The 26,710-nt window shown below is 69.0% G+C and carries 20 protein-coding genes; 10 read left to right on the forward strand and 10 right to left on the reverse strand.

Translation table 11 applies throughout. The annotated features are described in order from the left end of the window. Positions 1–131: 131 nt before the first annotated feature. Positions 132–1,724: an isocitrate lyase gene (locus tag AC1Q87_RS14165; RefSeq protein WP_492609568.1), complete on the reverse strand. Its 1,593-nt coding sequence runs from the start codon at positions 1,722–1,724 to the stop codon at positions 132–134. A 157-nt stretch (positions 1,725–1,881) separates the two neighbouring features. On the opposite strand from AC1Q87_RS14165, the gene AC1Q87_RS14170 reads away from it, so the two are divergent. Both AC1Q87_RS14170 and AC1Q87_RS14175 read left to right on the forward strand, forming a co-directional pair. After that, positions 1,882–3,297, forward strand: coding sequence for a helix-turn-helix domain-containing protein (locus AC1Q87_RS14170; protein WP_492609569.1), 1,416 nt, complete (start codon positions 1,882–1,884; stop codon positions 3,295–3,297). Between the two features lie 151 nt (positions 3,298–3,448). Next, positions 3,449–5,602: a malate synthase G gene (locus AC1Q87_RS14175; RefSeq protein ID WP_492609570.1), complete on the forward strand. Its 2,154-nt coding sequence runs from the start codon at positions 3,449–3,451 to the stop codon at positions 5,600–5,602. Between the two features lie 48 nt (positions 5,603–5,650). Here AC1Q87_RS14175 and AC1Q87_RS14180 read toward each other — a convergent pair whose 3' ends face one another. The 4 genes from AC1Q87_RS14180 to AC1Q87_RS14195 form a co-directional block, all read right to left on the reverse strand. Next, positions 5,651–5,950, reverse strand: coding sequence for a DUF3325 family protein (locus tag AC1Q87_RS14180; RefSeq protein WP_492609571.1), 300 nt, complete (start codon positions 5,948–5,950; stop codon positions 5,651–5,653). A gap of 5 nt (positions 5,951–5,955) precedes the next feature. Further along, entirely contained in the window at positions 5,956–7,494 is a 1,539-nt protein-coding gene (locus AC1Q87_RS14185; RefSeq protein ID WP_492609572.1) for a PepSY-associated TM helix domain-containing protein, read from the reverse strand. Further along, positions 7,491–7,796: a hypothetical protein gene (locus AC1Q87_RS14190; protein WP_492609573.1), complete on the reverse strand. Its 306-nt coding sequence runs from the start codon at positions 7,794–7,796 to the stop codon at positions 7,491–7,493. The genes AC1Q87_RS14185 and AC1Q87_RS14190 overlap by 4 nt, the downstream gene beginning before the upstream one ends. A gap of 176 nt (positions 7,797–7,972) precedes the next feature. After that, positions 7,973–8,305, reverse strand: coding sequence for a DUF2322 family protein (locus AC1Q87_RS14195; protein WP_492609574.1), 333 nt, complete (start codon positions 8,303–8,305; stop codon positions 7,973–7,975). Between the two features lie 195 nt (positions 8,306–8,500). On the opposite strand from AC1Q87_RS14195, the gene AC1Q87_RS14200 reads away from it, so the two are divergent. Next, positions 8,501–9,406, forward strand: coding sequence for a sulfotransferase domain-containing protein (locus tag AC1Q87_RS14200; RefSeq protein ID WP_492609575.1), 906 nt, complete (start codon positions 8,501–8,503; stop codon positions 9,404–9,406). A 93-nt stretch (positions 9,407–9,499) separates the two neighbouring features. Beyond that, the gene (locus AC1Q87_RS14205; protein ID WP_492609576.1) at positions 9,500–10,231 is read left to right on the forward strand and encodes a response regulator; all 732 of its coding nucleotides are present in this window, start codon (positions 9,500–9,502) and stop codon (positions 10,229–10,231) included. A 262-nt stretch (positions 10,232–10,493) separates the two neighbouring features. On the opposite strand, the gene AC1Q87_RS14210 is transcribed toward AC1Q87_RS14205, so the two are convergent. From AC1Q87_RS14210 to AC1Q87_RS14230, 5 genes are all read right to left on the reverse strand, one after another. Beyond that, positions 10,494–11,975, reverse strand: coding sequence for an ATP-binding protein (locus AC1Q87_RS14210; RefSeq protein ID WP_492609577.1), 1,482 nt, complete (start codon positions 11,973–11,975; stop codon positions 10,494–10,496). 316 nt (positions 11,976–12,291) lie between these two features. Next, positions 12,292–12,942, reverse strand: coding sequence for an EF-hand domain-containing protein (locus tag AC1Q87_RS14215; protein ID WP_492609578.1), 651 nt, complete (start codon positions 12,940–12,942; stop codon positions 12,292–12,294). A 216-nt stretch (positions 12,943–13,158) separates the two neighbouring features. Then, a complete protein-coding gene (locus AC1Q87_RS14220) occupies positions 13,159–14,541 on the reverse strand; it encodes an efflux transporter outer membrane subunit (protein ID WP_492609579.1) in 1,383 nt (460 codons plus the stop codon). Beyond that, entirely contained in the window at positions 14,538–17,723 is a 3,186-nt protein-coding gene (locus AC1Q87_RS14225; protein ID WP_492609580.1) for a multidrug efflux RND transporter permease subunit, read from the reverse strand. The genes AC1Q87_RS14220 and AC1Q87_RS14225 overlap by 4 nt, the downstream gene beginning before the upstream one ends. A 1-nt stretch (position 17,724) precedes the next feature. Beyond that, entirely contained in the window at positions 17,725–18,924 is a 1,200-nt protein-coding gene (locus tag AC1Q87_RS14230; protein WP_492609581.1) for an efflux RND transporter periplasmic adaptor subunit, read from the reverse strand. Between the two features lie 415 nt (positions 18,925–19,339). Between AC1Q87_RS14230 and AC1Q87_RS14235 the strand changes: the two genes are divergently transcribed. The 6 genes from AC1Q87_RS14235 (at position 19,340) to AC1Q87_RS14260 (ending at position 26,710) form a co-directional block, all read left to right on the forward strand. Then, complete coding sequence (locus AC1Q87_RS14235; protein WP_492609582.1) at positions 19,340–20,020, forward strand: class II aldolase/adducin family protein; 681 nt, start codon at positions 19,340–19,342, stop codon at positions 20,018–20,020. Between the two features lie 29 nt (positions 20,021–20,049). Further along, positions 20,050–20,541 (forward strand): flavin reductase family protein, encoded by a 492-nt coding sequence (locus AC1Q87_RS14240; RefSeq protein WP_492609583.1) that lies wholly within the window; start codon positions 20,050–20,052, stop codon positions 20,539–20,541. 30 nt (positions 20,542–20,571) lie between these two features. Next, positions 20,572–22,170: an ABC transporter substrate-binding protein gene (locus AC1Q87_RS14245; protein ID WP_492609584.1), complete on the forward strand. Its 1,599-nt coding sequence runs from the start codon at positions 20,572–20,574 to the stop codon at positions 22,168–22,170. Between the two features lie 307 nt (positions 22,171–22,477). Beyond that, positions 22,478–24,604, forward strand: coding sequence for a TonB-dependent receptor (locus AC1Q87_RS14250; protein ID WP_492609585.1), 2,127 nt, complete (start codon positions 22,478–22,480; stop codon positions 24,602–24,604). 11 nt (positions 24,605–24,615) lie between these two features. Beyond that, positions 24,616–25,644, forward strand: coding sequence for an aldo/keto reductase (locus tag AC1Q87_RS14255; protein WP_492609586.1), 1,029 nt, complete (start codon positions 24,616–24,618; stop codon positions 25,642–25,644). A gap of 1 nt (position 25,645) precedes the next feature. After that, positions 25,646–26,710 (forward strand): ABC transporter permease, encoded by a 1,065-nt coding sequence (locus tag AC1Q87_RS14260; RefSeq protein ID WP_492609587.1) that lies wholly within the window; start codon positions 25,646–25,648, stop codon positions 26,708–26,710.

Here is a 26,710-nt window from a genome sequence, read left to right on the forward strand (position 1 = left end):
TGCCTGCCGGCGAATTAAACGCCCAAATGCCTTAGTTGAGAATGAAGTTCGCGCGGCCTTGCGCGATGCGCCAAAGAAACGGCCCGGAGCGTGAGCTCCGGGCCGTTCCCTTATCGGTCGATGAGGCTCGCTTAGGCGAACTGGTTCATCGTGTTGTGGACGCCGCCGGCCTTCAGCGCGGCTTCGCCGGCGAAGTATTCCTTGTGGTCGTCGCCCAGATCCGAGCCGGACATGTTCTGGTGCTTCACGCAGGCGATCCCTTCGCGGATCTCCTTGCGCTGGACGCCCTTCACGTAGCCCAGCATGCCTTGCGAACCGAAGTACTCCTTGGCCAGGTTGTCGGTCGACAGGGCCGCGGTGTGGTAGGTCGGCAGGGTGATCAGGTGGTGGAAGATGCCCGCGCGCTTGGCGCCGTCCGCCTGGAAGGTGCGGATGCGTTCGTCGGCTTCGGCCGCCAGTTCGGTGGTGTCGTAGTCGACGCTCATCAGGCCGGCGCGGTCGTAGGACGAGACGTCCTTACCGGCGGTCTTCCACGCGTCGTACACTTGCTGACGGAAGTTCAGGGTCCAGTTGAACGACGGGCTGTTGTTGTAGACCAGCTTGGCGTTCGGGATGACTTCGCGGACGCGGTCCATCATGCCGGCGATCTGCTCGACGTGCGGCTTTTCGGTTTCGATCCACAGCAGGTCGGCGCCGTTCTGCAGCGAGGTGATCGAGTCCAGGACGCAGCGGTCTTCGCCGGTGCCTTCGCGGAACTGGAACAGGTTCGACGGCAGACGCTTCGGACGCAGCAGCTTGCCTTCGCGGTTGATGATGACGTCGCCGTTCTTCAGGTCGGCGGCGGCGATCTCTTCGCAATCCAGGAAGCTGTTGTACTGGTCGCCCAGGTCGCCCGGGGTGTGGCTGACGGCGATCTGCTTGGTCAGGCCGGCGCCCAGCGAGTCGGTGCGGGTGACGATGATGCCGTCGTCGACGCCCAGCTCGAGGAAGGCGTAGCGGCAGGCGCGGACCTTCGCGAGGAAGTCTTCGTGCGGCACGGTGACCTTACCGTCCTGGTGACCGCACTGCTTTTCGTCCGAGACCTGGTTTTCGATCTGCAGGGCGCAGGCGCCCGCTTCGATCATCTTCTTGGCCAGCAGGTAGGTGGCTTCGGCGTTGCCGAAACCGGCGTCGATGTCGGCGATCACCGGCACGACGTGAGTTTGGTAGTTGTCGACCGCGTCGATGATCGACTGTTCCTTGGCCTTGTCGCCAGCGGCGCGCGCGGCGTCGAGGTCGCGGAACATCATGCCCATTTCACGGGCGTCGGCCTGGCGCAGGAAGGTGTAGAGTTCTTCGATCAGGGCCGGGACCGAGGTCTTCTCGTGCATCGACTGGTCCGGCAGCGGGCCGAATTCCGAACGCAGGGCGGCGACCATCCAGCCCGACAGGTAGAGGTAGCGGCGATCGGTGTTGCCGAAGTGCTTCTTGATCGAGATCAGCTTCTGCTGGCCGATGAAGCCGTGCCAGCAGCCCAGCGACTGGGTGTACTTGCCGGCGTCCAGGTCGTAGGCCGCCATGTCGCGACGCATGATCGCGGCGTTGTACTTGGCGATCTCCAGGCCGGTCTTGAAGCGGTTCTGCAGACGCATGCGGGCCACGGATTCGGCGCTGATGCCGTCCCAGGTGCCGTTCTTGCTTTTGATGAGCTGGCTCATCTCGATGATGTGGTCTTGATAAGACATGTGCCTCTTCCGCGATCAGCCGGGGGAACTCGGCCCGGTGCTGGCGCTCACCTAAGGCGGACGTGCGCTGGTGTGGAGTCGCTCTGAGGTGCGGATGTAAGACTTTACGGGCGATCTCTGTAATGCTGTAATGTCTCGACAACATCCGGAGTAAGAAATGGCCGCCGAGCGCCGCCTCTATGTCGGGCCGAGCCTGCGCCGCCTGCGCCGGGACCATGGCCTGACCCAGGCGGACATGGCCGCGGACCTGGAGGTCTCGCCCTCGTACATCGCGCTGCTCGAGCGCAATCACCGGCCGCTCAGCGCCGAAATGCTGCTGCGGCTGTCGCAGACCTACAAGATGGACATGGCGACCCTGGCCGGCGACGGCGGGTCGGACGACGCGGCGCGGCTGCAGGCGGTGCTGAAGGACCCGATGTTCGGCGACATCGACCTGCCGACGCTGGAGAGCACCGACGTCACCACCAACTTCCCGGGCATCACCGAGGCGCTGCTGCGGCTCTACACCGCCTACAAGGAAGAGCAGCTGGCCCTGGCCGACCGCGGGGCCGAAGGCCCGGCGGGCGACGCCGCCCAGGGCCCGGACGCCGCCGACCCCGTCGCGGAATCCCGGCGGTTCCTGGCCGCGCGGCGCAACTCCTTCCCAGTGCTGGACGATGCGGCCGAGCGGCTGGCCCAGCAGGTCGCTGCCCACGACAGCATCGCCGCCTATCTGAGGGCGCGGCACAATCTGCGCGTCCGGCGCATTCCGTCCAACTTCATGGTCGGTTCGATCCGGCGGCTCGACTGGCATCGCAAGGAACTGCTGCTCGACGACTCGCTCGACACCGCCAGCCAGGTGTTCCAGCTGGCGCTGCAGCTGGCCTATCTGGAGATGCGCGAGGATGTCGACGCGGTCGCGGCCGAGGGGACCTTCGCCAGTGAGAGCGGCGAGCGGCTGACCCGCCGGGCGCTGGCCAGCTATGCGGCCGCCGCGATCCTGATGCCCTACACCGCCTTCGCCAAGGCCGTGGAGGCGCGGCGCTACGACGTCGAGGCGCTGGCCCGCCAGTTCGGGGCCAGCTTCGAGCAGACCGCGCACCGGCTGACCACCCTGCAGAAGCCCGGCCACGAGCGGGTGCCGTTCTTCTTCATCCGCGTCGATCCGGCCGGCAACGTCTCCAAGCGCCTGGACGGGGCGGGGTTTCCGTTCGCCCGCCACGGCGGCGGCTGCCCGCTATGGTCGGTGCACCAGGCGTTCAAGACCCCGCGCGAGATCGTCACCCAGTGGCTGGAGCTGCCGGACGGTGAGCGGTTCTTCTCGATCGCCCGAACCGTGACCGCCGGCGGCGGCGCGTTCGGCACCCCGCGGGTCGAGCGGGCGATCGCGCTGGGCTGCTCGGCCGAGCACGCGCACCGGCTGATCTACACCCAGGACCGGCCGGGGCCGGAGAGCGCCACGCCGATCGGCGTCACCTGCCGACTCTGCCATCGCACCGAGTGCACCGCACGCTCGGCCCCGCCGATCGGCCGCCAGATCCTGGCCGACGACATCCGGCGGACCAGCGCGCCATTCGGCTTCTCGGACGCCTAAGGCAAATTCTGCCCCTGACGCGCCAAAGCGTCGCCCCTCGCGAACAAAACGCTTCAAACCGACGCGCTTCCGTGCAGTAAAGCGCCGGAATGGTCCGGCTCGCTGCACTGCGGCGAAGCCCAGGGACGCTTTAGTTGGGGACACGGGTCGCATGAACATCAGCAAATCCCTCACGGTCGACGATATGCTGCACGCCTTCGTGGAGGGCGAGCTTCTGCCCGGCACGGGCGTAGCGTCCGACGCCTTCTGGGCTGCGCTGGAAAACGTGCTGGCCGACTTCACCCCGCGCAACGCCGCGCTGCTGCAGCGCCGTGACGAGTTGCAGGTCCAGATCGACAGCTGGTGGCGCGAGCGCCGCGGCAAGCCGCTGGACGTCGCCGAGGAGACCGCCTTCCTGCGCGAGATCGGCTACCTGCTGCCCGAGCCCGACGCCTTCCAGATCGGCACCCAGAACGTCGATCCGGAGATCGCCTCGATCGCCGGGCCGCAGCTGGTGGTGCCGGTCTCCAACGGTCGATTCGCGCTCAACGCCGCCAATGCGCGGTGGGGCAGCCTCTATGACGCGCTCTACGGCACCGATGCGCTCGAGCCGCCGACGGGCGGCAAGGGCTACGACCCGGTGCGCGGCGCCAAGGTCGTGGCGTTCGCCCGCGGCTTCCTGGACCGCGCCGCGCCGCTGGCCGCCGGCTCGCACGCCGACGCCGCAGCTTATGTGGTGGCGGGCCAGAACCTGGTCGTGCGCCTGAAGGACGGCCAGGAGGTCGCGCTGGCCAACCCGGCCCAGTTCGCGGGCTATCGCGGCGAGGCGGCCGCGCCCGCCGGCGTGCTGCTGACCCACAACAGCCTGCATCTCGAGATCCTGATCGACCGGGCTCACAACATCGGCAAGGACGACGCCGCGGGCGTCGCCGACGTGCTGGTCGAAGCGGCGCTGACCGCGATCCAGGACTGCGAGGACTCGGTCGCCGCCGTCGACGCCGAGGACAAGACGGGCGTCTACCGCAACTGGCTGGGCCTGATGCGCGGCGACCTGACCGCGACCTTCGCCAAGGGCGGTCAGACCGAGACCCGCCGCCTGGACGAAGACCGCACCTACACCGCCGTCTCCGGCGGCGCGCTCACCCTGCGCGGCCGCAGCCTGATGCTGGTGCGCAATGTCGGGCACCACATGCTGACCGACATCGCGACCTTCAACGGCCAGCCGGTGTTCGAGACCGTGGTCGACGCCCTGGTCACTGTCGCCGCGGCCCTGCACGACCTGAAGGGCGCGCGCCGCAACAGCAAGGCCGGCTCGGTCTATGTGGTGAAGCCGAAGATGCACGGCCCCGACGAGGTGGCGCTGGCCGTGCGCCTGTTCGACATGGTCGAGGACGCCCTGGGCCTGGAGCGCAATACCGTGAAGCTGGGCATCATGGACGAGGAGCGCCGCACCAGCGCCAACCTCGCCGCCTGCATCCACGCTGCGCGCGATCGCATCGTGTTCATCAACACCGGCTTCCTCGACCGCACCGGCGACGAGATCCACACCGCGATGGAAGCGGGCCCGGTGGTCCGCAAGGACGCCATCAAGGCCGAGGCCTGGCTGCCGGCCTATGAGAAGCGCAACGTCGAGATCGGCCTGGCCACGGGCTTCCCCGGCCGCGCCCAGATCGGCAAGGGCATGTGGGCGGCGCCCGACATGATGAAGGACATGCTGGCCGCCAAGGTCGGCCACCCGAAGGCCGGCGCCAACACCGCCTGGGTGCCGTCGCCGACCGCCGCCGTGCTGCACGCGCTGCACTACCACGAGGTCGACGTGCCGGCGCTGCAGGCCTCGATGCTCAAGTCGGCGACCAAGACCGGGACCGACGACCTGCTGACCCCGCCGTTGGCCAAGTCCAACTGGAACGCCGCCGACGTCCAGCAGGAGCTGGACAACAACGCCCAGGGCATCCTCGGCTACGTGGTGCGCTGGATCGACCAGGGCGTCGGCTGCTCGAAGGTGCCGGACATCCACGACGTCGGGCTGATGGAAGACCGCGCGACCCTGCGGATCTCCAGCCAGCACATGGCCAACTGGCTGCACCACGGGGTCTGCACCGAGGCGCAGGTGCGCGAGACCTTCGGCCGGATGGCCAAGGTGGTCGACGCCCAGAACGCCAACGATGCGGCCTATCAGGCGATGAGCCCGGACCCGGACGCCAGCATCGCCTACCAGGCCGCGCTGGAGCTGGTGTTCGAAGGCCGCGTGCAGCCGAACGGCTACACCGAGCACGTCCTGACCCGCCGCCGCCGCGAGCGTAAGGCGCAACTGGCCGGCGGCTGACGCCGGACGAGGTCCGCGCCGCGGCTTTGGTCTGTGGCGCGGCCTGACCTAGGCGCGGGGGGCGAGCAGCCGCGCCAGCAGGGCCGGGCGGACGGTCAGGGTCGTCACCACGACCCCGGCCGCCAGGCCCGCGCCGAGCACGCCGGCGACGATGCCGACGCCGCCGCCGATCATCCCGAGCAGGACGGCCAGCACGAACAGCGCCTTGCTGGCCAGCCGCAGCCGCGAACGGCGGGCGGGCGGACAGGCCTGGCCGGCCACCTGGCGGTGGTGGCGGTCCATCGACAGCGCCGCGCAGATGAAGGCGGCGAAGGCGAGCGGGGCGCTGGCGAGGCCGAGAACTTCCATGACGCTTACTCCGCCGCCGCGCGCGCGGCCCGGCGCGGGACCGGCGCGGCGACGCGGCTCGCCCGGCGGGCCATGAACAGGAAGCCGCCGCCCAGCGCGACCAGCGTCAGATCGAGGGCCACCATGGCCCAGTCGCCGGCCGCGGCGCTGGCGGCCAGGTTGCGTCCGCCGGTCGCGGCCGAGAGCAGCGGGATGGCGGCGAAGGCGAAGGCGGCGAGCCAGGCGGTGTCGGCCCAGGCGCGCCTCTGCGGGCGCACGGCGCTGTAGACGATGGTCGCGGCGATGGTGGCCAGGAAGATGCGGCCCTCGACCGCGGGGCGCTCGGCCAGTCCCGCCGGCAGCAGCCGGTCGGCCCAGAAGAAGCCGGCTATGGCCAGCGGCAGGCCCATGACCGCGCCGACGTTCATCACCTCGACCAGCCGGAAGCCGAAATAGGGCTTGGCCGGATCGGGCAGCTTGCGGCGGCGCGAGACCGTCCATAGCACCAGGCCCGAGGCGATCAGGCCGCAGCCCGACAGCCCGGCGAAGAAGTAGAGCCAGCGAAGGGCCGGTCCGGCGAACTCGGCCATGTGCAGGCCGTAGAGCAGGTCGTTGGTCGCCATGGCCGGACCCGGCGGCGGGGAAGAAACCAGCAGCTTGCCGGTGACCCCGTCGAACACCGCGGCGACGGCCGGGCGGCTCAGCCGGCCTTCGTTGTCGCGATGCAGGGTGACGCGGGCCGAGGCGTCGCCGGGATTGTTGACCGTAAGGCGCAGCACCTTGCCGCCCAGCTGGCGCTCGGCGACGGCGATCATCGGGCCGAGCGGGGCCATGACGGCCGGCTTGCCGGCGCGCTCGGGCATGCCGCGGGTTTCGGGCGCGCTGTCGGCGTAGAACGCTGCGAGGTCCTTGCCGTAGCCGCCGACCATGCCGAACGGCATGAAGGTCGTGGCCAGGGTGATGATCCCGGTCAGAGCGATGAACAGGTGGAACGGCAGGGCCAGGACGCCGAGGACGTTGTGGCCGTCGAGCCAGGCGCGCTGGCCGCCCTTCTCGGGCCGGAAGGTGAAGAAGTCCGAGAAGATCCGCTTGTGGGTGATGACCCCGCTGACCACCGCGCTGGCGAAGAACGCCGCCGCCAGGCAGGCGGCCAGCCGCCCGAAGGGGTAGGGGGCCATCAGCTCGAAGTGGAAGCGGTAGAACATCTCGCCGCCGCCGGTCGGCGGGTCGGCGACCGGCGCGCCGGTGGCCGGATCGAGTTCGGCCTGACCGTAGGTCCCGTCGAGATTGGACCAGTAGGTCTGCATGTCGCGTTCCTGGCGGCTCGGCGCCTGGACGCCGAACAGCGTCGCCTGCGGGGCGGCGGTCAGCAGGTGGTCGTAGGCCCGTTGCAGGCCGGCCGCCGGATCGGGGCTGGCGCTGAGCGAGGGGCGGGTCCAGGCCTCGATCTCGTGCCGGAACACGGTCGCCGTGCCGGTGGCGAAGATGGCGAACACCAGCCAGCCGCAGATCAGGCCGGTCCAGGTGTGCAGCCAGCTGGTCGATGCGCGCAGCCCGCCCTTCATGCCGGCGCTCCCGCCAGCCAGGCGCCCGCCCAGAGCACCGCGGCGAGGCAGGTCATGACCAGGGTCGGCTTCCAGGCGCTCTTGGCCGCGAAGACGAAGATCGGAACCACCGGCATACCCAGGATCGCGACCAGGGTCGCGGCGACCGCGGCCTCGACGCGGCTCATGCCGACCAGCGGCAGCACCCGGGCCAGCGCCGTGGCGGCCAGCGCGCAGAGGGCGTAGTTGGCGACCACCGACAGGACGGCGCGCCAGGCGACCGCCAGCCGGTAGGCCGCGCCGACTTTAACGGCGGCGGCCATCAGGACCGGAGAGTCTCGGCGAGCGGGGAGACGAGGCGGCGCAAGGAGTCTCTCCAACGAGGGTGCGAATACGAATGCGAGGCGTTCGCATCGATTTGCGCCCTCATACGCCCGCGGCGGGATCGGCTCAAGCGATCCTCGTTACGCGGTCGGTGCGACCGAACCGCTCAACGCGGTCAGCCGCCGGCGACGACCTCGATAGTCAGCCGATCGCCGCCGCCGGCGATCTCGAGCAGGCGGTCGATGTTGGGGTGCGCGCCGGGCCGGTTGCGGGCGTCGGCCGTGTGTTCGCCGAAGACGGCCAGACCATGTTCCGCGGCCTTCGCGTCCAGCCCGCCGAAGGTCTGGTTCAGGTACTGATAGACCGCCAGCGAGCCTTGCTTGCCCGGCTGGTTCTCGATGCTGGCGACCACGGTCCCGTTCGCGTCCACGAGGTCGATGCGCTGCACGTTGTCGATCGGCGGCAGTTGCTGAAGGTTTTCCTTGAAGGCCGCACCAGGTTGAATCATCGCCAGACCGTCTCGTGTTGGGGTGGATCGCAGAAGTATGCGGGCGACCCCATAGCATCTGCCGGCGTCTTTGTAGCTCTGCGGAAACCCTTCAAACGTAACGCCACCGTTGCGCGGGCCGACACGGCTCAGCCCCGCTTTCGCCCAGCGCCCTGGCTCCCTTGCCGGCGACTTGGGAGGGCGACCTTGGAACGCGTGCGACTGGCCTGGCGGGACCTGCAGAACGACCTGTCGAGCTTCCATCTGCTCAAGTACCGTAGGTCGGTCGACGGGTTCCTGGTGTCGTCCAAGAACTCGGGCACGCACTGGGCGCGCTTCATGCTGAGCGCGGCGATCGCGCATCATCTGGGCCTGCCGCCGGTCGCGCATTCCAGCGGGCGCAAGAGCGACGACTTCATCGGCCACGCCAAGCATCCGCGCGTGCACGCCGGTGCGCCGCGGATCGGCAGCTCCCACAACGTCCCGTCCCGGCTGCTGACCGTTCTGGCGCGGCTGCGTCTCTACCGCCCGCCGCCGATCGTCCTGCTGATCCGGGACATCCCGCCGGCGATGCTGTCGTACTACGAGAAGTGGCGCGCGCCGTATCGGCTCGGCAGTCTCGAGGACTATGTCCGCCGGCCCGCGCCCGGCGTTCGCGGCATCGACGACGTCTGGTGGTTCATCCGGTTCGCCAAGCGATGGGCCGAGATGCGGCATGTCCTGGGCGGCGCGGTCCTGGTCGTTCGCTATGAGGACGTCGCCGCGCACCCTGAGTGCTGGATCCGGCGGATCTGGCGCCACTGGGGCTTGGAGCTGCACGACGCCGATGTCGCCGCGGCGCTGAGCGTGGCATCCCGCCAGGCGGTGGCCAGATCCCTCGACCCTCATTGCCGGGAGGCGATCGTCCGTATGGCGGGCGACGGCGACGCCGCCGCCAGCGATCTTTCTGTGCTGCTGGAGACGCTCGACCGCCACCTCAGCCCATTTCATCGGCAGCTCTTCACGCGGCCCGGGCGGATCGAAGCGCCGCCCAGGCGCGCCCGCCGGCGCGCCGTTCAAGCGGAGGCCGCGCGTCCGTATGACCGCGGCGTCGCTCGTCTGAAGATCCGCCGCCGGGTGTAGATTTTCGCGGTCCTGGGCGGACCGATCCAAACCCTACGGGAATGTGGCGGGCCTGCGATACAGCCGCCACATTTGTGCATCAGTTGTCGAGCTGTGGAAACGCTGCCTGACGCCGACCTGTACCCCCACCTGCTCATCGTGGACGACGACGCCGATCTCCGCGACAGCATGGCCGCCTATCTGTCCCAGCACGGCTACATCGTGCGGACCGCCGCCGACGGCGTGGCGATGGAGGAGGTGCTGGCGGAGGGCTCCACCGACCTGGTCGTCCTCGACGTGATGATGCGCGGCGAGGATGGATTGTCGATCTGCCGCCGGCTGCGGCAGAACGGCGGCCCCCCGATCGTCATGGTCAGCGCCGTGGGCGACGAGATCGACCGTGTGCTGGGGCTTGAGCTCGGGGCCGACGACTATCTGGCCAAGCCCTGCAGCCCGCGCGAACTGCTGGCCCGTATTCGCGCCGTGCTGCGGCGTGGCGAGGATCGGTCGCTGGCGCTCGCCATCCGCTCCCGGGCCTTCTACTTCCAGGGTTTCACGCTGGATGGCGCGCGCCGCCAGCTGCGGGCGCCGAACGGCCTGACCATCCTGCTGACCAGCGGTGAACTGGCGCTGCTGACGGTCTTCCTGGAGAATCCGCAGCGGGTGCTGTCGCGCGACGAGCTGATCGGCAAGGCCCGCGGCGGTCAGAGCGAGGTCTTCGACCGGGCCATCGACGTGCAGATCAGCCGCCTGCGGCGCAAGTTGCACGACTGCTCGCCCAAGGAGATCATCAAGACCCATCGCGGCGCGGGCTATCTGTTCGACGCCCACGTCTCGCGGCCCTGATCGCCCGGCGAACGCTCCGTTTCGATCGTCGCCCGAATGTTGCGTCCTGCAATCTGGCCGCAGCAGACGTGAAGGCGTTCGGCCCCAATGCGGTCGACCGAGGGGCGCTCAATTCCCAGGCTGGTCCGGCGCAGTTCCGGGCCGCCGACTTCGGGCCCGAGCCATGCTTCGACAAGGGACCTGACAGGCTGCGAGAGCCTTCACGCTCGCCGCAGCGTCTACTGCCTCCTCCGCGGCGGGGCCGCGGAGGAGGCCTCTTGGATCAGGGGCGGCCGCGACCTGCCGCCGGCGCACGCGCCAACGGAATGCGGGTGACGGCGACGAGCCCCGCCGGGGTCGATCGAAGCGTGAGCTCGCCGCCGTGCCCGCGGGCGATGGACCGCGCGACCGCCAGGCCCAGACCAACGCCGCCCCCGTCGAGGGTGCGAGCCGCCTCGGCGCGGTAGAACGGTTCGAAGACGCGTTCGATCTCGCTGTCGGAGAGGCCGGGGCCGTCGTCGGCGATCTCGACCACGGCGTCGTCGTCCTGGGTCCAGAGGCGGATGCGGGCGCGCTCGCCATACTTCACGGCGTTGGCGACGAGATTGGCGAACAGGCGCTGGAGGCCGAGCAGGTCGCCCTCGACCGCCGCCTGCTGGCCCTGGGTCACCTCCACGTCGTGGCCGATCGCGCTCTCGTCGTCGGCCAGGCACTCCAGCACCGACAGCAGGTCGATGCGTTGCCGGGGCTGGGCGACGGCCCCGTCGCGGATGAAGTCGAGCACCGAGCTGACCATCTGTTCGATCTGTTCGACGTCGCCCAGCACTCGGTCGCGCAGGTCCTGCGGCGCGTCCTCCATCTTGAAGCGGATGCGCGCGAGCGGCGTGCGCAGGTCGTGGGAGATCGCCCCGACCATGCCCGTGCGATCATCGACATAGCGCTTGAGCCGCGTCTGCATGTCGTTGAAGGCGCGGGCGGCCATGCCGATCTCGGCCGGACCGGTCAGGGTCATCTGCGGAGCCGTCGGATCACGGCCCAGGGTCTCGGCGGCCTCGGCGAAGGCGCGCAGCGGCGCGGTGATCCGGCGCGCGAAGACGTAGCCGAGCGGCGCGACGAGCAGGAAGCTGCCCGCGTACCAGAGGAAGATGCGGCGCTGCCAATCGGTCGGGAAGCGCTCGGGCGACGGATGGACGACCAGCCACCTGCCGTCCGTCCGACGCACGCCGGCGACGAAGTCGTCGGTGAGCGGGCGCGAGGCCGCAGCGAAGCCGGCCGGTCCGGGCGCCATCCAGGGGGGCGCGGCGCCCGGGCCTGGCGGCGGCCCGGGGTGGTGCGCGCCGCCGCCCGCATCGTTCGGGAACGGCGGACCAGGGCCGCCCTCGAACCGGGGCCGCGCCGGCGAGCGAACGCCGAACGGCCCCATCCTCGGCGGCCTCAGCGCCAACTGCACATCGGTGGGGTTGGCGCCCAGCAAGGCGGCGAGATCGCGCCCCAGCCATGCCCGCAACGGCGTGCGGCCGCCTTCGGCAGGCGGCTCGTCCTGCACCGTCCGGATCAGGTGGCGCCCGTTGCGTTGGGCCAGGTCGCCGCCGCGCAGCGCCTCGGCCACTTCGGAGAGCGAAAACACCGAGCGCGGCGGCGGCGGCGTCACCGCCGCGACGAGGAAAATCATGAGCTGGGCCACGCCCAGGCTGATCAGCAGCAGCAAGGCCAGTTGCAGGGTGATCGGCAGCCGCCCCCCGCTTTTGCGCCAGATGCGCTTCATCCTGCCCGAGCCTCGTCGTCGAGCGGACGATCCGCGCCGCGTTCACCCGCGCCAGACTGCGTGCCGATTGTGGCCGATCTGGCCCTCGGGCCTGCAACACTTGAAACATGGCCGCGGCGCGGGGCGGAGGTCTCGCGACCGCCACATCTGACACATAGGCGAAACCGACCGGCCCTGATGCGGTCGCACGGCCGTCGGAAAAGGTCATTGCTCGGGAAGAGCGCCACCCACAGGCGCCCAGTCCGTCGCGGAGAGCGGTCTCCCTCACTCCACCTGCCCCCCAGCCCGAGGGGGACCGCTCCCATCTTCTGCTCTTCTAGGCGGCCTTGGCCTCGTCGCGCGCGCCGAGCGCAGCGGCGAGCTCGGCGGCGCTGAGCACGCCGTCGCCGTCGCTGTCGAGCCCGCCGAACGCGCTGGACGCGTCGTCGCTGACGCCGATCTGGCTGAGGCTCGACTGGACCTCTGCCAGGCTCAAGCCGCCGTCGTCGTCGGCGTCGAGCTGGTCGATCAGCGAGGCGGCGACGTCTTCGCGGCTGGGGGGGCGAGGCGGCGGCCCCTTGGCATGCAGGGCGGTTTCCAGTTCGCCGCCGCTCAGCTTGCCGTCACCGTCCTCGTCGAGGCGCGAAAGGGCGTCGCTGAGCTGCTCGCCTGCGGTCGGCAAGGCGGCCTGCAGTTCTTCGAGGCTGAGCGAGCCGTCGCCGTCGCTGTCGGCCGACTGGATCAGGCTCTGGGCCAGGCTCTGCGAATCTTCCTCCTGGACGCTGAGCAGGCTGGCGAGCGTCTTGTTCGCCATCTGGCCGCCGGCCTGACCGGGCGGCGGTCCGGGCGGGGGAGGCGGGCGCCCGCCCGAGGCGGCGTCCGCGCCCTGGGCTCCGCCGTCGCTGGCCGGCTGCACCTGGAGAAGTCCGGCCAGCAGGCGCTCGGCCTGCCCTGCGCCGGATAGAAGGGATGTTGATGTCACCTGCATCGAGGTTCCTTCGGGGTTCCACGCCCCACGGTCGGGGCGCGCGTGCCGATGCAAGATCTGCGGCCATGCCGAACGGTTACGAGCGCGTCGTTACGAGCGGTTCGCGACCGATCCCCGACATGTCGGCGAACCGCTCGTCATGGAGCTGAAACAGACGAAAGGTTCGCCGCTTTTCGGCCTTGCTGCCCCCGGCAGGACTTGCAGCGTCTCGTGCCGTCAGGGCGTCGGCGCGTCCGCGCCTCCGACCGCCCGGTAGAGATCGACGCGGTTGACGGCGGCCGCAAGTTGGCTGGCGACATAGGCGCTCTGGGCGGTGAAGAGCGAGCGCTGGGCGACCAGGTTGGCGAGGAAGGTGTCGACGCCGCCGCGATAGCGGGCCTCGGTGAGGGTCATGGTGTCCTGGGCCGCGTCGAGCTGGGTGCGGGTGGCGGCGAGTTCCTCGGCCAGGGTGCCTTGTCGCGCCAGGGCGTCGGCGGTTTCGCGGAAGCCGGACTGAATGGCCTTTTCGTACGCGGCCAGCGCCGCGTCGCGCTGGGCATTGGAGGCGGCCACCCCGGCGAGGCCGGCCCCGGCCCGGAAGATCGGCAGCGTCACGGACGGGGTGAACGAGCGGGTGAAGGTCCCGTCGTCGAACAGCGACGAGAGCGCGGGACTGGCGTAGCCGAGCGCGCCGGTCAGCGAGATGGTCGGGAACAGCGCCGCCCGGGCGGCGCCGATCTCGGCGTTGGCGGCGCGTAGGCCGTACTCGGCCTGGAGCACGTCCGGCCGCCGCAGCAGCACGTCGGACGGCAGGCCGACCGGCAGGGTCTTCAGGCCTTGGCTGGCGTCCTGGATCGAAGCTGGCAGCAGGCTCTGGTCGACCGGCGATCCGAGCAGCAGCTGCAGGGCGTTGATGTCCTGGGCCAGCGCCGTGCGCAGCGAGGCGACGTCGGCCTGGGCGGCGGCGAGCACGGTCTCGGCCTGGCGCAGATCCGTGCGCGGGGCGATGCCGCCCTGCAGTCTGGACCTGGTCAGTTTGACGCTGCTTTCGGCGCTGACGACGGTGTCCTGGGCGATCTTCAGACGGCTGGCGTGGGCCCCGTAGGTGAGCCAGACCTCGGCGACGTCGCCCAGCAGGGTCAGGCGGGTGGCGCGTGCGGCCGCCTCGGTGGCGAAGTAGCGGTTGAGCGCCGCGTCGCTGAGAGAGCGCACGCGGCCGAACAGGTCGAGTTCGAAGGCGGTGACGCCGACCTGGGCGGTGTAGGCCTCGACGTTGGGCGCCGAGCTGCCGCCGGTCCGGGTGTAGCGGCCGTCGACGTCAACCTGGGGCAGGCGCTCGGCGCGCTGGATGCGGTACTGGGCGCGGGCCGCCAGGATGTTGGCGCTGGCCGCCCGCAGGTCGCGGTTGTTGGCCAACGCCTGGTCCATCAGCGTCAGCAGGCGTTGATCGGTGAACACGTCGTGATAGCCGATCTTCGGCAGCTCGGCCTCGCTCTGCGCGAGATAGGCGTCGCCCGCTGGCCACGACGCGGGGGTGGGCAGTTGCGGCTGCACGTAGCGGGGCGCCATGGAGCAGCCCGCCAGGCTCACAGTCGCCAGAAGGATGAGGGCGCGTCTCATGCCGGCTCCAGTTCGTTGGCGCCGCCTGGGCCCTTGCGCATCGCGCGGAAGCCTCGCCGGACCATGACGAAGAACAGCGGGACGTAGAAGATCGCCAGGATGGTCGCGGTCAGCATGCCGCCGATGACCGCGGTCCCGATCGCGATGCGGCTGTTGGCGCCGGCGCCGGTCGAAATCGCCAGCGGCAGGACGCCGAATATGAAGGCCAGGCTCGTCATCAGGATCGGCCGCAGGCGGGTGCGCGCAGCGCCGATCACCGCCTCGATGGCGGACGCCCCGCGCCTCTCGGCCTGCTCGGCGAACTCGACGATGAGGATGGCGTTCTTGGCCGCCAGCCCCATGGTCGTGAGCAGGCCGATCTGCAGATAGACGTCGTTGATCAAGCCCCGCAGCGTGACCGCCATCACCGCGCCGACCAGTCCGAGCGGGACCACGAGCAGCACGGCCAGCGGGATCGACCAGCTCTCGTAGAGCGCCGCCAGGCAGAGAAACACGACGAGCAGCGAAAGCCCGTAGAGGATCGGCGCCTGGCCCGAGGACAACCGCTCCTGGAAGGAGAGGCCCGACCAGGCGATGCTGGTGCCCGGGATGTCGGCGGCCAGCTTCTCGATCGCGGCCATGGCCTGGCCCGAGCTGCCGCCCGGCGCGGCCGAGCCCTGGAATTCATAGGACGGGATGCCGTTGAAGCGGGACAGCGTCGTCGGCGCCTGCGACCAGGAGATGCTGGCGAAGGATGAGAACGGCGCCATCTGGCCGTTCGAACCGCGCACGTACCACTCCTCGAGGTTCGACGGATCGGCGCGATAAGGCGCGTCGCCCTGGACGTAGACGCGCTTGACCCGGCCGCGGTCGACGAAGTCGTTGACGTAGCGCCCGCCCCAGGCGGTCGACAGGGTGGAGTTGACGTCGGCCTGGCTGAGGCCGAGGGCCGCCAGTTTTCGCGCGTCCATGTCGATCTTCAGCGTCGCGATGTCGGGCAGTTCGGTCAGGCGGACCGAGGCCAGGGCGGGGTCGCGGCGGGCGGCCTCGAGCAGCTTGTCGCGGGCGGCGTTGAAGTCGGCCTGGGACATGCCGCTGGCGTTCTGCAACTCCATGGTGAAGCCGTCGGATTGGCCCAGGCCGCGAATGGCCGGCGGGATCAAGGCGAACACGCGGGCGTCGCGGAAGTTCTGGAAGGCGGCCGAGGCGCGGGCGACGACGGCGTCGGCGGTGTTGTCCTTGCCCTTGCGTTCGGACCAGTCGACGAAGTTGAGGAAGCCCTGGCCGGTGTTCTGGCCGCTGGCGCCGCCGCCCCCGCCGCTGACCGTGAACATGGTGCGGACGTTGGCGTCCTCGTGCTCGCGGAAATAGCTCTCGATCTGGCGTTGGACCTCGACGGTCCGCGCCTGGGTGGCCCCGGCCGGGAGCTGGAACTGGACGCTGGCGGCGCCCTGGTCTTCGGTCGGCAGGAAGCCGGTCGGCAGCCGGATGAACAGCCCGCAGAGCAGCGCCACGATCACGCCGTAGACGCCGAGCGCCAGGACGCGGCGGCCGAGGATCGCGCGCACCGAGCGCCGATAGGCGTCGGCCATTCGCTCGAAGCCGGCGTTGAAGCCGGTGGACCCGCGGTGGATCAGGCTGGCCGCGGCCGGAAAGCGGCGTCCGAACCAGCCGTCGTGAATTTCGTGGGCCGCGCGCTTGCGCTTCAGCAGGTTGGCGGTGATGGCCGGGCTCAGCGTCAGGGCGACGAACACCGACAGCAGCATGGCCGAGATGATGGTCAGCGAGAACTGCCGGTAGATCACCCCGGTCGAGCCGCCGAAGAAGGCCATCGGCAGGAACACCGCCGACAGCACCAGGGCGATGGCGACCAGCGCCATGGTGATCTCGTCCATCGAGCGGATCGTGGCTTCGCGCGGGGTCAGCTCGGGGTCTTCCTCCATCAGCCGCTCGACGTTCTCGACCACCACGATGGCGTCGTCGACCAGCAGGCCGATGGCGAGCACCAGGCCGAACAGCGTCATGGTGTTGATCGAGAAGCCGGCGACGTAGAGCACGGCGAAGGTGCCCAGCAGGACTACCGGGACGGCGATCGCCGGCACCAGGGTCGCGCGCCAGCTCTGCAGGAACACGAACATCACGATGACGACGAGGACGATCGCCTCGGCCAGGGTCTTCACGACCTCGCTGATCGACAGCTTGATGAAGTCGGTGGTGTCGTTGGCGTAGGCGAACGTCAGGCCGGGCGGGAACTCCTTGGAGAGCTCCTCGACCCTGGCCTTGACGAGGTCGGCGGTCTTGAGGGCGTCGGCGCCTGGGGCAAGCAGGATCGCCAGGCCCGCTCCGGGGTGCTGGTTCACCCGGCTGCGGGCGTTGTAATTCTCGGAGCCCAGCTCGACCCGCGCGACGTCGGACAGCACGACGGCCGCGCCGTTGGACTGGCTCTTCAGGACGATCTTGCCGAACTGCTCGGGGGTCTGCAGCCGCGACTGGGCGGTCACGGTCGCATTCAGCATCTGCGAGTCGGGCTGCGGCTGGCCGCCGATCTCGCCGGCCGCAACCTCGGTGTTCTGGTTCTGGATGGCGGTGACGACGTCGCCCGGCGTCAGCTGGTAGCTGGCCAGCCGGTCGGGGTTGAGCCAGATGCGCATCGCGTACTGGGAACCGAAGACGTTGGTGTCGCCGACCCCCTTCAGCCGCGAGATCGGGTCCTGGAGGTTGGAGACCAGGTAGTCGGAGACGTCCCGGTTGGTCATCCGGTCGGTCTCGTCATAGACGCCGACGATCAGCAGGTTGTCGGGGTTCGACTTGCGGACGACCAGCCCCTGCTGCTGGACCTGGGTCGGAAGGCGGGAGACGGCCTGCTGAACCTGGTTCTGCACCTGCACCTGGGCGATGTCGGGATCGACGCCCTTGTCGAAGGTGACGGTGATCGTGACCTGGCCGCGGGAGGTGGACGAGGAGCTGAAATAGAGCAGGCCGTCGATGCCGGTCAGCGACTGCTCGAGGACCTGGGTGACGCTGTTCTGGATCGTTTCGGCCGAAGCGCCGGGATAGGTGGCGCGGACTGACACCTGTGGCGGGGCGACGTCGGGGTACTGGGCGACCGGCAGGAACCGGATGGCGCCGAGGCCCGCCAGCATGATGATGATGGCGATGACCCAGGCGAAGATCGGCCGGTCGACGAAGATGCGCGAAAGCATGTCAGGCGCCCCCTGCGGCGGCGCCCTTGGCCTGCCCGCCGGATTTGCCGGCCGGGCTCTGGATGACTTGCGGCGTTTCGGCCGGAACCGCCTTGAGAGGCTTGCCGGGCTGCACGTTGGCCAAGCCCTGCGTGATCACCTTGTCGCCGGGGTTGAGGCCCTTGCGGACGACCCAGTTGGCGCCGTCGGTCCGATCGGCGGTGATGGTGCGCTGCTCGGCCTTGCCGTCGGCCCCGACGACGTAGACGCTCGCCGCGCCCTTCGGATCGCGCGCGACGGCGGTCTGGGGCACCAGATAGGCGGCGGTGGCGACCGCCTGGTTGAAGCTGGCGCGGACGAACATGCCCGGAAGCAGGACGCCCTTGGGATTGGCGATGCGGGCCCGGAGCGTGACCGTGCCCGTCGACTCGTCGACGACCACTTCGGAAAACTCGACGGCGCCGACCTGATCGTAGGTGCTGCCGTCTTCGAGCGTCAGCTTCACCGCGGCGCTTCCCGGCGCCAGTCCGCCCGCAGCCAGCGCCCGGCGCAGGGCCAGGAGATCGCCGCTCGACTGCTGGATGTCGACGAACATCGGATCGAGCTGCTGGATGGTGGTCAGCGGATCGGCCTGGCTGGTCGTCACCAGCGCGCCGACGGTCGAGAGCGAACGCCCGATTCGGCCGCTGATCGGGGCGGGGACGGTGGTGAACCGCAGATTGATCCGGGCGGTGTCGAGCGCGGCGCGCGCCTGGGCGACCGACGCCTTGGCCTGCGCGGCCTGCGCCGCGGCGTTCACATAGTCCTGCTGGCTGACCGCCTCGATCGCCGCGAGCGGCTTGTAGCGGTCGGCCAGGGCCGACGCGGCCGAGAGATTGGCCTCTGCGCTCTGGACGTTGGCCAGCGCCTGGCTGACCGCGGCCTGATAGAGGCTCGGGTCGATCTGGTAGAGCGGCTGGCCTCGGGTGACGAGGGAGCCTTCCGTGAACAGGCGCTTCTCGATCACGCCGGCGACCTGCGGCCGCACCTCCGAGCTCTGATAGGCGACGACGCGGCCGGTGAGTTCGTTGGTCAGGTCGACGCGGGTGGGCTGGACGACGACATAGCCGACGTTCGTCGGGCCGTTGTCGTGTCCGCCCTTGTGGGCGTCGGTCTTGGCCCCGCAGGCCGCCAGCAGGCTCATGCTCGCCAGCGTCGCGAGGATCGCGCTGCGCCGCTTCAAGATGCAGCGTCCGGCGAGGTCGGATTGGCGGACCAGATCTGGCCGCAAGACGCTCTCGACGCTGGGGGGCGCATTGGCATGTATCCGTCTTCCTGGCTGGTTGACGCAGTCGTCCGAAGGCACGTCTTCGCTAAGCTACAGAGAACTCGCGCCACGTGCTCAAGGTTCTCTAGCGGCCGGAAAGCACGAGCATATGACCCTACGTCACGAGCTTGAAATCTATGCGCCACATGAAGGCCGGTTTGTAGAGGGGGCGTCAGCTCGGCGTAGCTGGCAGGGGGCCCCGAGGCGACGCCTCACCGCAGATAGACGCTCAAGCCGAACGGACACGGATGCAATCCGCTTGCGGTATTGCAATATTGTTCCTATCGGAATTATAGGAATAGAAAGCGGGTTCCTTAGGAGCGAGAGTTTCATGCGCCAGACGCCTGTCGGCCTTGGATTGGTGGCGCAGAGCGTCACCCTCCAGGATTTTTTGAACACAGCGCGCCTGGAGGCGGCTCGTGCGTTCAGGGTCCTGCGGGACGTGGGTCACGTGCATCCCGCCGCCGAACTCGATTTCATCCTTCGCGGTCCGGAGGACGGTCAGATCGTACGGCTCGGGCATCCCGGTCTGTGGTCGGTCTCGCTGGAGCCCAAGGTCACGGTCCTGGGCCTGGAGGGCCAGCTGGTGGCCGGAGAGCGGGCGGCGCGCGCGCCCGTCGAGGAGTTCATCGACCTCTTTCGTCGGCGGGAAGAGCTCACTGCGATCGCCCGCTTCAGCAGTCCGCGGCTGGACGCCTGGGCGCGGGGCGGGCGCACCCTTCCGTTCGCCCATATGCCGCTGGCTCGCTCGAGCCTGCACCAAGGCGTGCAGGTCTATCGCTACGGCTCGGCCGCGGCCGCCCTGGAGCCGGCCCTGAACAACAACTACGCCGGCGTCGTCCATGAGCAGGGCGGCGCGGTGCTGGCCGGCGCGAGCGTGACGCAACTCACGGAACTCATGCTGCAGGTCGAGCAGGCCGCTCAGGTCGAACTGCTGTCGGCGGTCTGGCGAGGCGACGAGCGCGACGGACAGCAGGCCCCCGAAGCCCGGGCGATCCTGTCGTGGGCCTAGTGCAGCCTTTGCCACAGGTTTCACCGCGCTTGGACGCGGCGCGGCTGCGGGACGGCATGGCGCGGCTGGCCAGCGGCGTGACCCTGATCACCTGCTGGGCAGACGGCGTCCCGCTCGGCCTGGCGGCGACCTCCCTGGTCAGCCTGTCGGTCGATCCGCCGCGCTTGCTGTTCAGCGTCCGGCGCGCGGCCTCGGCCCATGACGGGCTGCTGAAGGCGGGGCGCTGCGCGGCCGTGGCGCTCGCCGAGGACGATCTGGACGAGGCCCAGTTGTTCGCGGTCTCCGACGCCCAGAGCCAACGGTTCAAGTCCGCCGCCTGGAACCTGAACGACGACTTCGCGCCGCGTTACGCCGGGGGCGTGGCCCGGTTCGACCTGGCCATCGAGCATCGGATCCGCGCCGCCGACCACACCATTCTCATCGCCGAGGTTCTGGACGTCGCCAGCCAGCCCGGCGCGCCGCTGCTCTACTTCGAGCGCAGCTTCTCAGGCCTGGCTCAGGCCCCGCAGCCGGTCGCGTAACCGGCCGCCAGTTCACGTTTGAGGTCGTTCATGTTTTCCCGTCGCTCGCTACTGTCGCTCATCCCCGTCGGCGGAGCTGGAATAGCGCTGGCCGCGTGCGGGGGCGGGGAGAAGGCGGCTAGCGGCGGTGGCGGCGCCGGCTCGCTGACCGCGACGACGGGCTATCCCGAGCCTCACACCATGTTTGCGCCGGGCGGCGGCGGCGGCGGCCCGGGCTTTACGGGGTCGAAGGTGCTTGAGCGCCTGGCCCGCTACAACCGCGACCAGACCTTCTCGCCGGTGCTCGCCGAGAGCTGGAGCATCGCGCCGGACCATCGCTCGGTGACCCTGAACCTGCGGCCGAACGTGACATGGCACGACGGCAAGCCGTTCACCGCCGACGACGTGGTCTGGACGATCCAGGAGTACTGGAAGCCGTTCTTCCCGCAGACGATTCTCGACTTCCTGGCGGGCGTGGAGGCCACCGGCCCGCTCGGCGTCGTGGTCCGCTTCGACCGCCCGGTGCCGGAGTTCAGCGTCGGCTATCTGCTGAGCGACGGCGCCAACTACATCCTGCCCAAGCATCTCTACGCCGGCACGGACCTGCTCCTGAACCCGGTGAACAACGCTCCGGTGGGCACGGGCCCGTGGAAGTTCTCACAGTGGGTGCGCGGCTCGCACGCCGAGTTCGTGAAGAACTCGACCTACTGGATCCCCGACCAACCGAAGTTGGACCGGCTGATCGTCCGCTGGTGGCGCGAGCCCGCCTCGCGGGCCGCGGCGTTCGAGACCGGCCAGCTCGACATCGGGGTGCACAACCCCGCACCGCTCGGGGACCTGAAGCGGCTGCAGGCCAATCCCCAGCTCGCGGTCAGCTTTGAGGATCAGGGCGCGCCCCTCGGGCTGCACTTCAACACGCGCAATCCGGTGGTCTCGGACGCTCGAGTCCGGCGCGCCCTGCTGCACGCGGTCGATCGCGATTTCATCGCCCGCACGGTCTACTACGGCTACGCCAAGCCGGCGGCTGGACCGATCCTCAGCAGCAACCGCCTGTACTTCGATCCGGACATCCCGACGTATCCGTACGACCCGGCCCTGGCCGACAAGCTGCTGACCGAGGCCGGTTTCCCGCGCCGCGCCGGCGCCGAGCGCTTCAAGCTGAACCTGCTCGCCTCGGGCTGGTCGGAGGAGAACGGCAAGTCCGGCGCGTACCTGAAGCAGGCCTTCGAGGATCTTGGGATCACGACCACCCTCAAGGTCCCGGACCGGGCCAATTCGCTGAAGGCGCTCTACACCGACTATGACTTCGACGTGGCCTACAGCCAGGGCGGGGGCACCTACAACGACCCGATCCCCGATCTGCCCCTGGTGTTCGGGACGGCAGGGATCAAGAAGGGGCTCATCTTCCGCAATTCGGCGCGCTATTCGAACGCCGAGCTGGACGCGATCTTCGACCAGATCAAGCAGGAGGTCGATCCGGCCCGCCGCAAGGCCGAAACCTTGCAGGCGACCCGCATCATCCTGCGCGACGCCCCGATCGTTCCGCTCGTCGAGTGGCCGACGCACATCATCCAGAAGAGCTCTGTGAAGATCGCCTCGACCGCCGCCAGCGTCGCGACAGACTCCTGGGGCGACATCTCGAAGAGCTGACCTCCTTCTCCGACCCGAGCGTGTTTTCACCCGCCCGCCATTTGGCGCGGCGGGCAAAACGCGTGCGCCTTCGGCGTGGAGGTGGGGGATAAAAAACTAAACGATATCAAGAGGAAAACTAGTGTTCGAACCCTCTTCTCGCGGCCGAATTTAAACTCTATCCAGCAGGTATGAATTCGGGGGGCCGCAGGGCCTGACAACGGATGCGGCGGCGTGGGCAAGCGCGCCGAACCATCCGGCATGTGGAGAGCGTATGAGTATGTTGCGGCCCGTTCCTGGTCGGTGGTCCTCATCGACGGCGATAGCTTTGGTCCTGGCGGCGGGCGCCGCGGGGCCAGCCCTGGCGGAGGAGGCGCGCGACGCCGCTACGGTCGAGGAAGTCCTGGTCACGGCCGAGTTCCGTGAAGCCAAGCTTCAGGACACGCCGATCGCGATCACGGTGGTGACGCCTCAGACCCTGGAGCTCCGCGCCGTCGAAAACCTTCGCGACGTCGTGACCCGCATCCCGGGCCTGGCGGCGCCGACGGCGCTGCAGCACTCGCAGACCAGCTACTACATCCGCGGCATCGGGGAGTCGGACTCGATCGCCAACCAGACGGTCGGCACCTATGTCGACGACGTCTACATCTCGCGGCCGATCGGCGGCACCTTCGAACTGAACGACGTGCAGGACGTGCAGGTGCTGCGCGGACCGCAGGGCACGCTCTACGGGCGCAACTCCTCGGCCGGCGCCATCAAGGTGACGACGCGGCTGCCGGACAATGACCTGAAGACCTTCTTCGAGGTCGGCGCGGGCAACTACTCGGCCAACATCATCCGGGCCGGCATCTCTGGCCCGATCATTGAGGACAAGCTGGCCGCCAGCCTGTCCTACATCCACCGCGAGCGCCGCGGGTTCGTCTACAACGTCACCAACGACGAATATGTCGGCGACGTCGCAACCGACGCGATCCGGCTGAAGGTGAACTACAACGCCACCGACAAGCTCGCGATCCTGTTCGCCGCCGACTACTTCGAGGACAACGGCGACCCGACCCCGAAGCAGACCCGCGTGCAGCCGGGCGGGGTGATCAACAAGAAGGTCAACTACTCGGAGTGGCCGATCAGCAACCACACCGAGCTGGGCGGCGCCTCGATCCGCGCGACCTACGAGCTGGACGAGAACACGTCGTTGCGCTCGATCACCTCGTATCGGGCCTTCAAGCAGCCGGGCTACTATGATCAGGACGGCGGCGCCAACGCGATCAACCGCACCTACTCCGATCACCGCAACGAGAACTGGTCGCAGGAGATCCAGTACCTCTACAACGGAGATCGGCTGAACGTCGTCGGCGGCCTGTTCTACCTCTACGACAACTTCCGTTCCTACCGGACCGGCTATTCGCCGCTGAACAGCCACGCGCTGCTGCCCTACCGCAACGAGTTCCTGCAGGCGCGGACGACGCTCCAGGACTCGGCCGAGAAGACCAAGAACTACTCGGTCTATGGTCAGGCGACCTATGAGCTGACGCCGACCATCAGCGTCATCGCCGGCGCCCGCTACACCGTCGAGAAGCACAATTTCCGCTTCACCGGCGACGAGCGCAACGCCCAGGGCCAGTACCTTCCGATCAACTACACGATCTATCGCGACTGGGAGAATTGGAACTCGTTCACGCCGAAGCTGGGAGTCGACTGGCGGGCCAACGACCATGTCCTGGCCTATCTGACCTATTCCAAGGGGTTCAAGGCGGGGGGCTTCGACGGCCGGGCCAATTCCAAGGAGGCGGCCGGCCTGCCGTACGATCCCGAGTACGTGACGGCCATCGAGGCCGGTCTGAAGACCGACTTCTTCAACCGCAGCCTGCGCGCCAACCTGGCGGTCTTCCACAACAAGATCAAAGGCTACCAGGCCACCGCCCTGGACGAGAACAACGTCAGCCACCGCATCAACCTCGGCGAAGTCGAGACGCAGGGCTTCGAGCTCGAAACCACCTGGGCGCCGGTCGCGGGCCTCTCCCTGCTCTACAACATCGCCTTCATGGACTCCGAGGTCCTGAGCGCCGGGGGCGCGGCGTCCAACACCGCACAGTTCGTGGGCAAGAAGGTCCAGAACGCGCCGGAGTGGTCGCACTTCGTCTCGGTCGACTACGTGCTGCCGATCACCAAGTTCGGCGAGTACCGGGTCGGCGCCGAGTACGTGAACCGCTCGGAATACTTCATCGACGGCCCCAACACCGTCACGGCCGCGGCCGAGGCCCAGGAGTTGGTGAACCTCTCGGCCAGCTTCCAGCCTGAAAACGCCCGCAACTGGCGTTTCTCGTTCACCGTCCGCAACCTGCTGAACGACCAGTTCGACACCGGCGGCACCCGCGGCAACGGCGTCACGTCGTCCAACGCCACCACCTATTCGGATCCGCGCACCTGGTTCGTGCGCGTCCGCTACGCTTACTGAGGCCGCGTCCCATGCAGTACGTCAATCTGGGCCCGACGGGCCTGAAGGTTTCCCGCATCGCGTTCGGTTGCTCGAGCTACGGCTCCACCGACTGGATGCCGTGGGCGCTGCCGCCCTCCGAAGCGCTGCCCTTCTACAAGGCGGCGTTGGAGGCGGGGATCAACTTCTTCGACAACGCCGACTCCTATTCGACCGGCCTCGCCGAAACGATCCAGGGCGACGTCTTCAAGGAGCTGGGCGTGGACCGCGAGCGCGTCGTCATCGCCACCAAGGTGTTCGGCGCCATGGGCCCGGACGTCAACCAGCGGGGGCTGTCGCGCAAGCACATCCGCCATGCGGTCGAGGCCTCGCTGCGTCGGTTGCGGACCGACTACATCGACCTCTACCAGATCCACCGGCTCGACCCGACCACCCCGCCGGAAGAGGTGCTGGAAGCGCTGGACGGCCTCGTGCGCGAGGGCAAGGTCCTGCACATCGGCGCCTCGAGCATGTACGCGTGGCAGTTCGCCAAGCTGCAGGCCCTGGCCGAGCAGAATGGCCTGACCAAGTTCGTGACCATGCAGAACCGCTACAACCTCCTCTACCGGGAGGAGGAGCGGGAGATGATCCCGTTGTGCCTCGACCAGGGCGTCGGCGTCATTCCCTACAGCCCGCTGGCGCGGGGTCTGCTCACCGGTTCGCGCCGGCGCGGCACCAAGCGCTCGGAGGTGGTGAAGGACTTCGCCCGTCCCGAGGACGAGGCCGTGGTCGACCGCGTGCTGGAGGTCGCCGAGGCCCGCGGCGCGCCGGCCGCGCAGGTCGGTCTGGCCTGGCTGCTCTCGCGCCCGGGCGTCACCGCCCCGATCGTCGGGGCCACCAAGCTCAACCACATCACCGACGCGGTGGCGGCGCTGGACGTGGCGCTGACGCCCGAGGAGATCGCGCGGCTGGAGGAGCCCTATGTGGCTCAGCCCCCGCAGTTCGGCCGCGAGACCGTGCCCTCGCACAACGCCGCGTCGCGCGCGGCGATCGCCGCCGCGCTCGGCCAGGCGGAAGACTGACATGGCTGGCAAGCGCACCCTGCCGACGCCGTTCTCGGATCCCTTGCGGTTCGAGGGCGCGGCGCGGACCTCGACCGCCTCGCGCGGGCTGAACGTCGCGCGCCGCGTGGGGCTGCGCCTGCTGACCCATGTGCTGCCGCTGATGCTGGTTATCATCACCTGCACGTTCTTCCTGATCCACTCGGCGCCTGGCAGCTTCGTCGAGATCATGTCCTCGGAGATGCAGATCTCCGATCAGGCGATGATCGACCGGCTGACCGTGACCTACGGGCTCGATCAGCCGCTCTGGATCCAGTGGCTCAAGTACCTCGAGGCGATCGCCCGCTTCGACCTGGGGTTCTCGTACCGCCAGAACATGCCGGTGCTCGACGCGATCCTGCACCACCTGCCGGCGACCCTGATCCTGATGGTGACGGGTCTGCTGGTCGCATTGATCTCCGGTGTCGCGGCCGGCGTCCTGGCGGCGTCGCGGCCCAACAGCACGCTCGATCGGGTCCTGTCGCTGGCCGGCGTCTTCCTGTTCGCCGCGCCGGGCTTCTGGCTCGGCATCATGTTGATCGTGCTGTTCGGGGTCGTGCTCGGATGGCTGCCGATCGGCGACATGCGCACCATCGGCGGCGACTTCGGCGTCGTCGGCGGCGTGCTGGACGTTGCCAAGCACCTGATTCTGCCGGCCGTCGCCATGGGGCTGCACCAGTCGGCGATCTATCTGCGCGTCACCCGCGCGGCGATGATCGAGGCGTCCGCCGCCGACTATGTGAAGACCGCGCGCGCCAAGGGCCTGTCGGAACGGGCGGTGGCCCTGCGCCACGTCTTCCGCAATGCGCTGTTGCCGATCGTCACCGTGCTGGGACTGCAGTTCGCGACGGTGTTCTCGGGCTCGGTGGTGGTCGAGGCGGTGTTCAACTGGCCCGGCATCGGCAGTCTGCTCTACGACGCCGTCGTGGCCCGCGACTATCCCATGGTGCTGGGGGTGATCATCCTCAGCGCCCTGGTCGTCATCCTGGTGAACCTCGTGGTCGACGCGCTCTACGCGTGGCTCGATCCGCGCATCGCGCTGGACTAG

Source organism: Phenylobacterium sp. GW823-FHT02A09 (genome assembly GCF_058797775.1).

Excerpts from the sequence above, each read along its gene's own strand:
- AC1Q87_RS14215 (WP_492609578.1), bottom strand. The coding sequence starts at position 12,942 with ATGCAGGTGACATCAACATCCCTTCTATCCGGCGCAGGGCAGGCCGAG.
- AC1Q87_RS14170 (WP_492609569.1), top strand. The coding sequence starts at position 1,882 with ATGGCCGCCGAGCGCCGCCTCTATGTCGGGCCGAGCCTGCGCCGCCTG.
- AC1Q87_RS14220 (WP_492609579.1), bottom strand. The coding sequence starts at position 14,541 with ATGAGACGCGCCCTCATCCTTCTGGCGACTGTGAGCCTGGCGGGCTGC.
- AC1Q87_RS14245 (WP_492609584.1), top strand. The coding sequence starts at position 20,572 with ATGTTTTCCCGTCGCTCGCTACTGTCGCTCATCCCCGTCGGCGGAGCT.
- AC1Q87_RS14190 (WP_492609573.1), bottom strand. The coding sequence starts at position 7,796 with ATGGCCGCCGCCGTTAAAGTCGGCGCGGCCTACCGGCTGGCGGTCGCC.
- AC1Q87_RS14225 (WP_492609580.1), bottom strand. The coding sequence starts at position 17,723 with ATGCTTTCGCGCATCTTCGTCGACCGGCCGATCTTCGCCTGGGTCATC.
- AC1Q87_RS14175 (WP_492609570.1), top strand. The coding sequence starts at position 3,449 with ATGAACATCAGCAAATCCCTCACGGTCGACGATATGCTGCACGCCTTC.
- AC1Q87_RS14180 (WP_492609571.1), bottom strand. The coding sequence starts at position 5,950 with ATGGAAGTTCTCGGCCTCGCCAGCGCCCCGCTCGCCTTCGCCGCCTTC.
- AC1Q87_RS14255 (WP_492609586.1), top strand. The coding sequence starts at position 24,616 with ATGCAGTACGTCAATCTGGGCCCGACGGGCCTGAAGGTTTCCCGCATC.
- AC1Q87_RS14185 (WP_492609572.1), bottom strand. The coding sequence starts at position 7,494 with ATGAAGGGCGGGCTGCGCGCATCGACCAGCTGGCTGCACACCTGGACC.
- AC1Q87_RS14195 (WP_492609574.1), bottom strand. The coding sequence starts at position 8,305 with ATGATTCAACCTGGTGCGGCCTTCAAGGAAAACCTTCAGCAACTGCCG.
- AC1Q87_RS14210 (WP_492609577.1), bottom strand. The coding sequence starts at position 11,975 with ATGAAGCGCATCTGGCGCAAAAGCGGGGGGCGGCTGCCGATCACCCTG.
- AC1Q87_RS14165 (WP_492609568.1), bottom strand. The coding sequence starts at position 1,724 with ATGTCTTATCAAGACCACATCATCGAGATGAGCCAGCTCATCAAAAGC.
- AC1Q87_RS14260 (WP_492609587.1), top strand. The coding sequence starts at position 25,646 with ATGGCTGGCAAGCGCACCCTGCCGACGCCGTTCTCGGATCCCTTGCGG.
- AC1Q87_RS14235 (WP_492609582.1), top strand. The coding sequence starts at position 19,340 with ATGCGCCAGACGCCTGTCGGCCTTGGATTGGTGGCGCAGAGCGTCACC.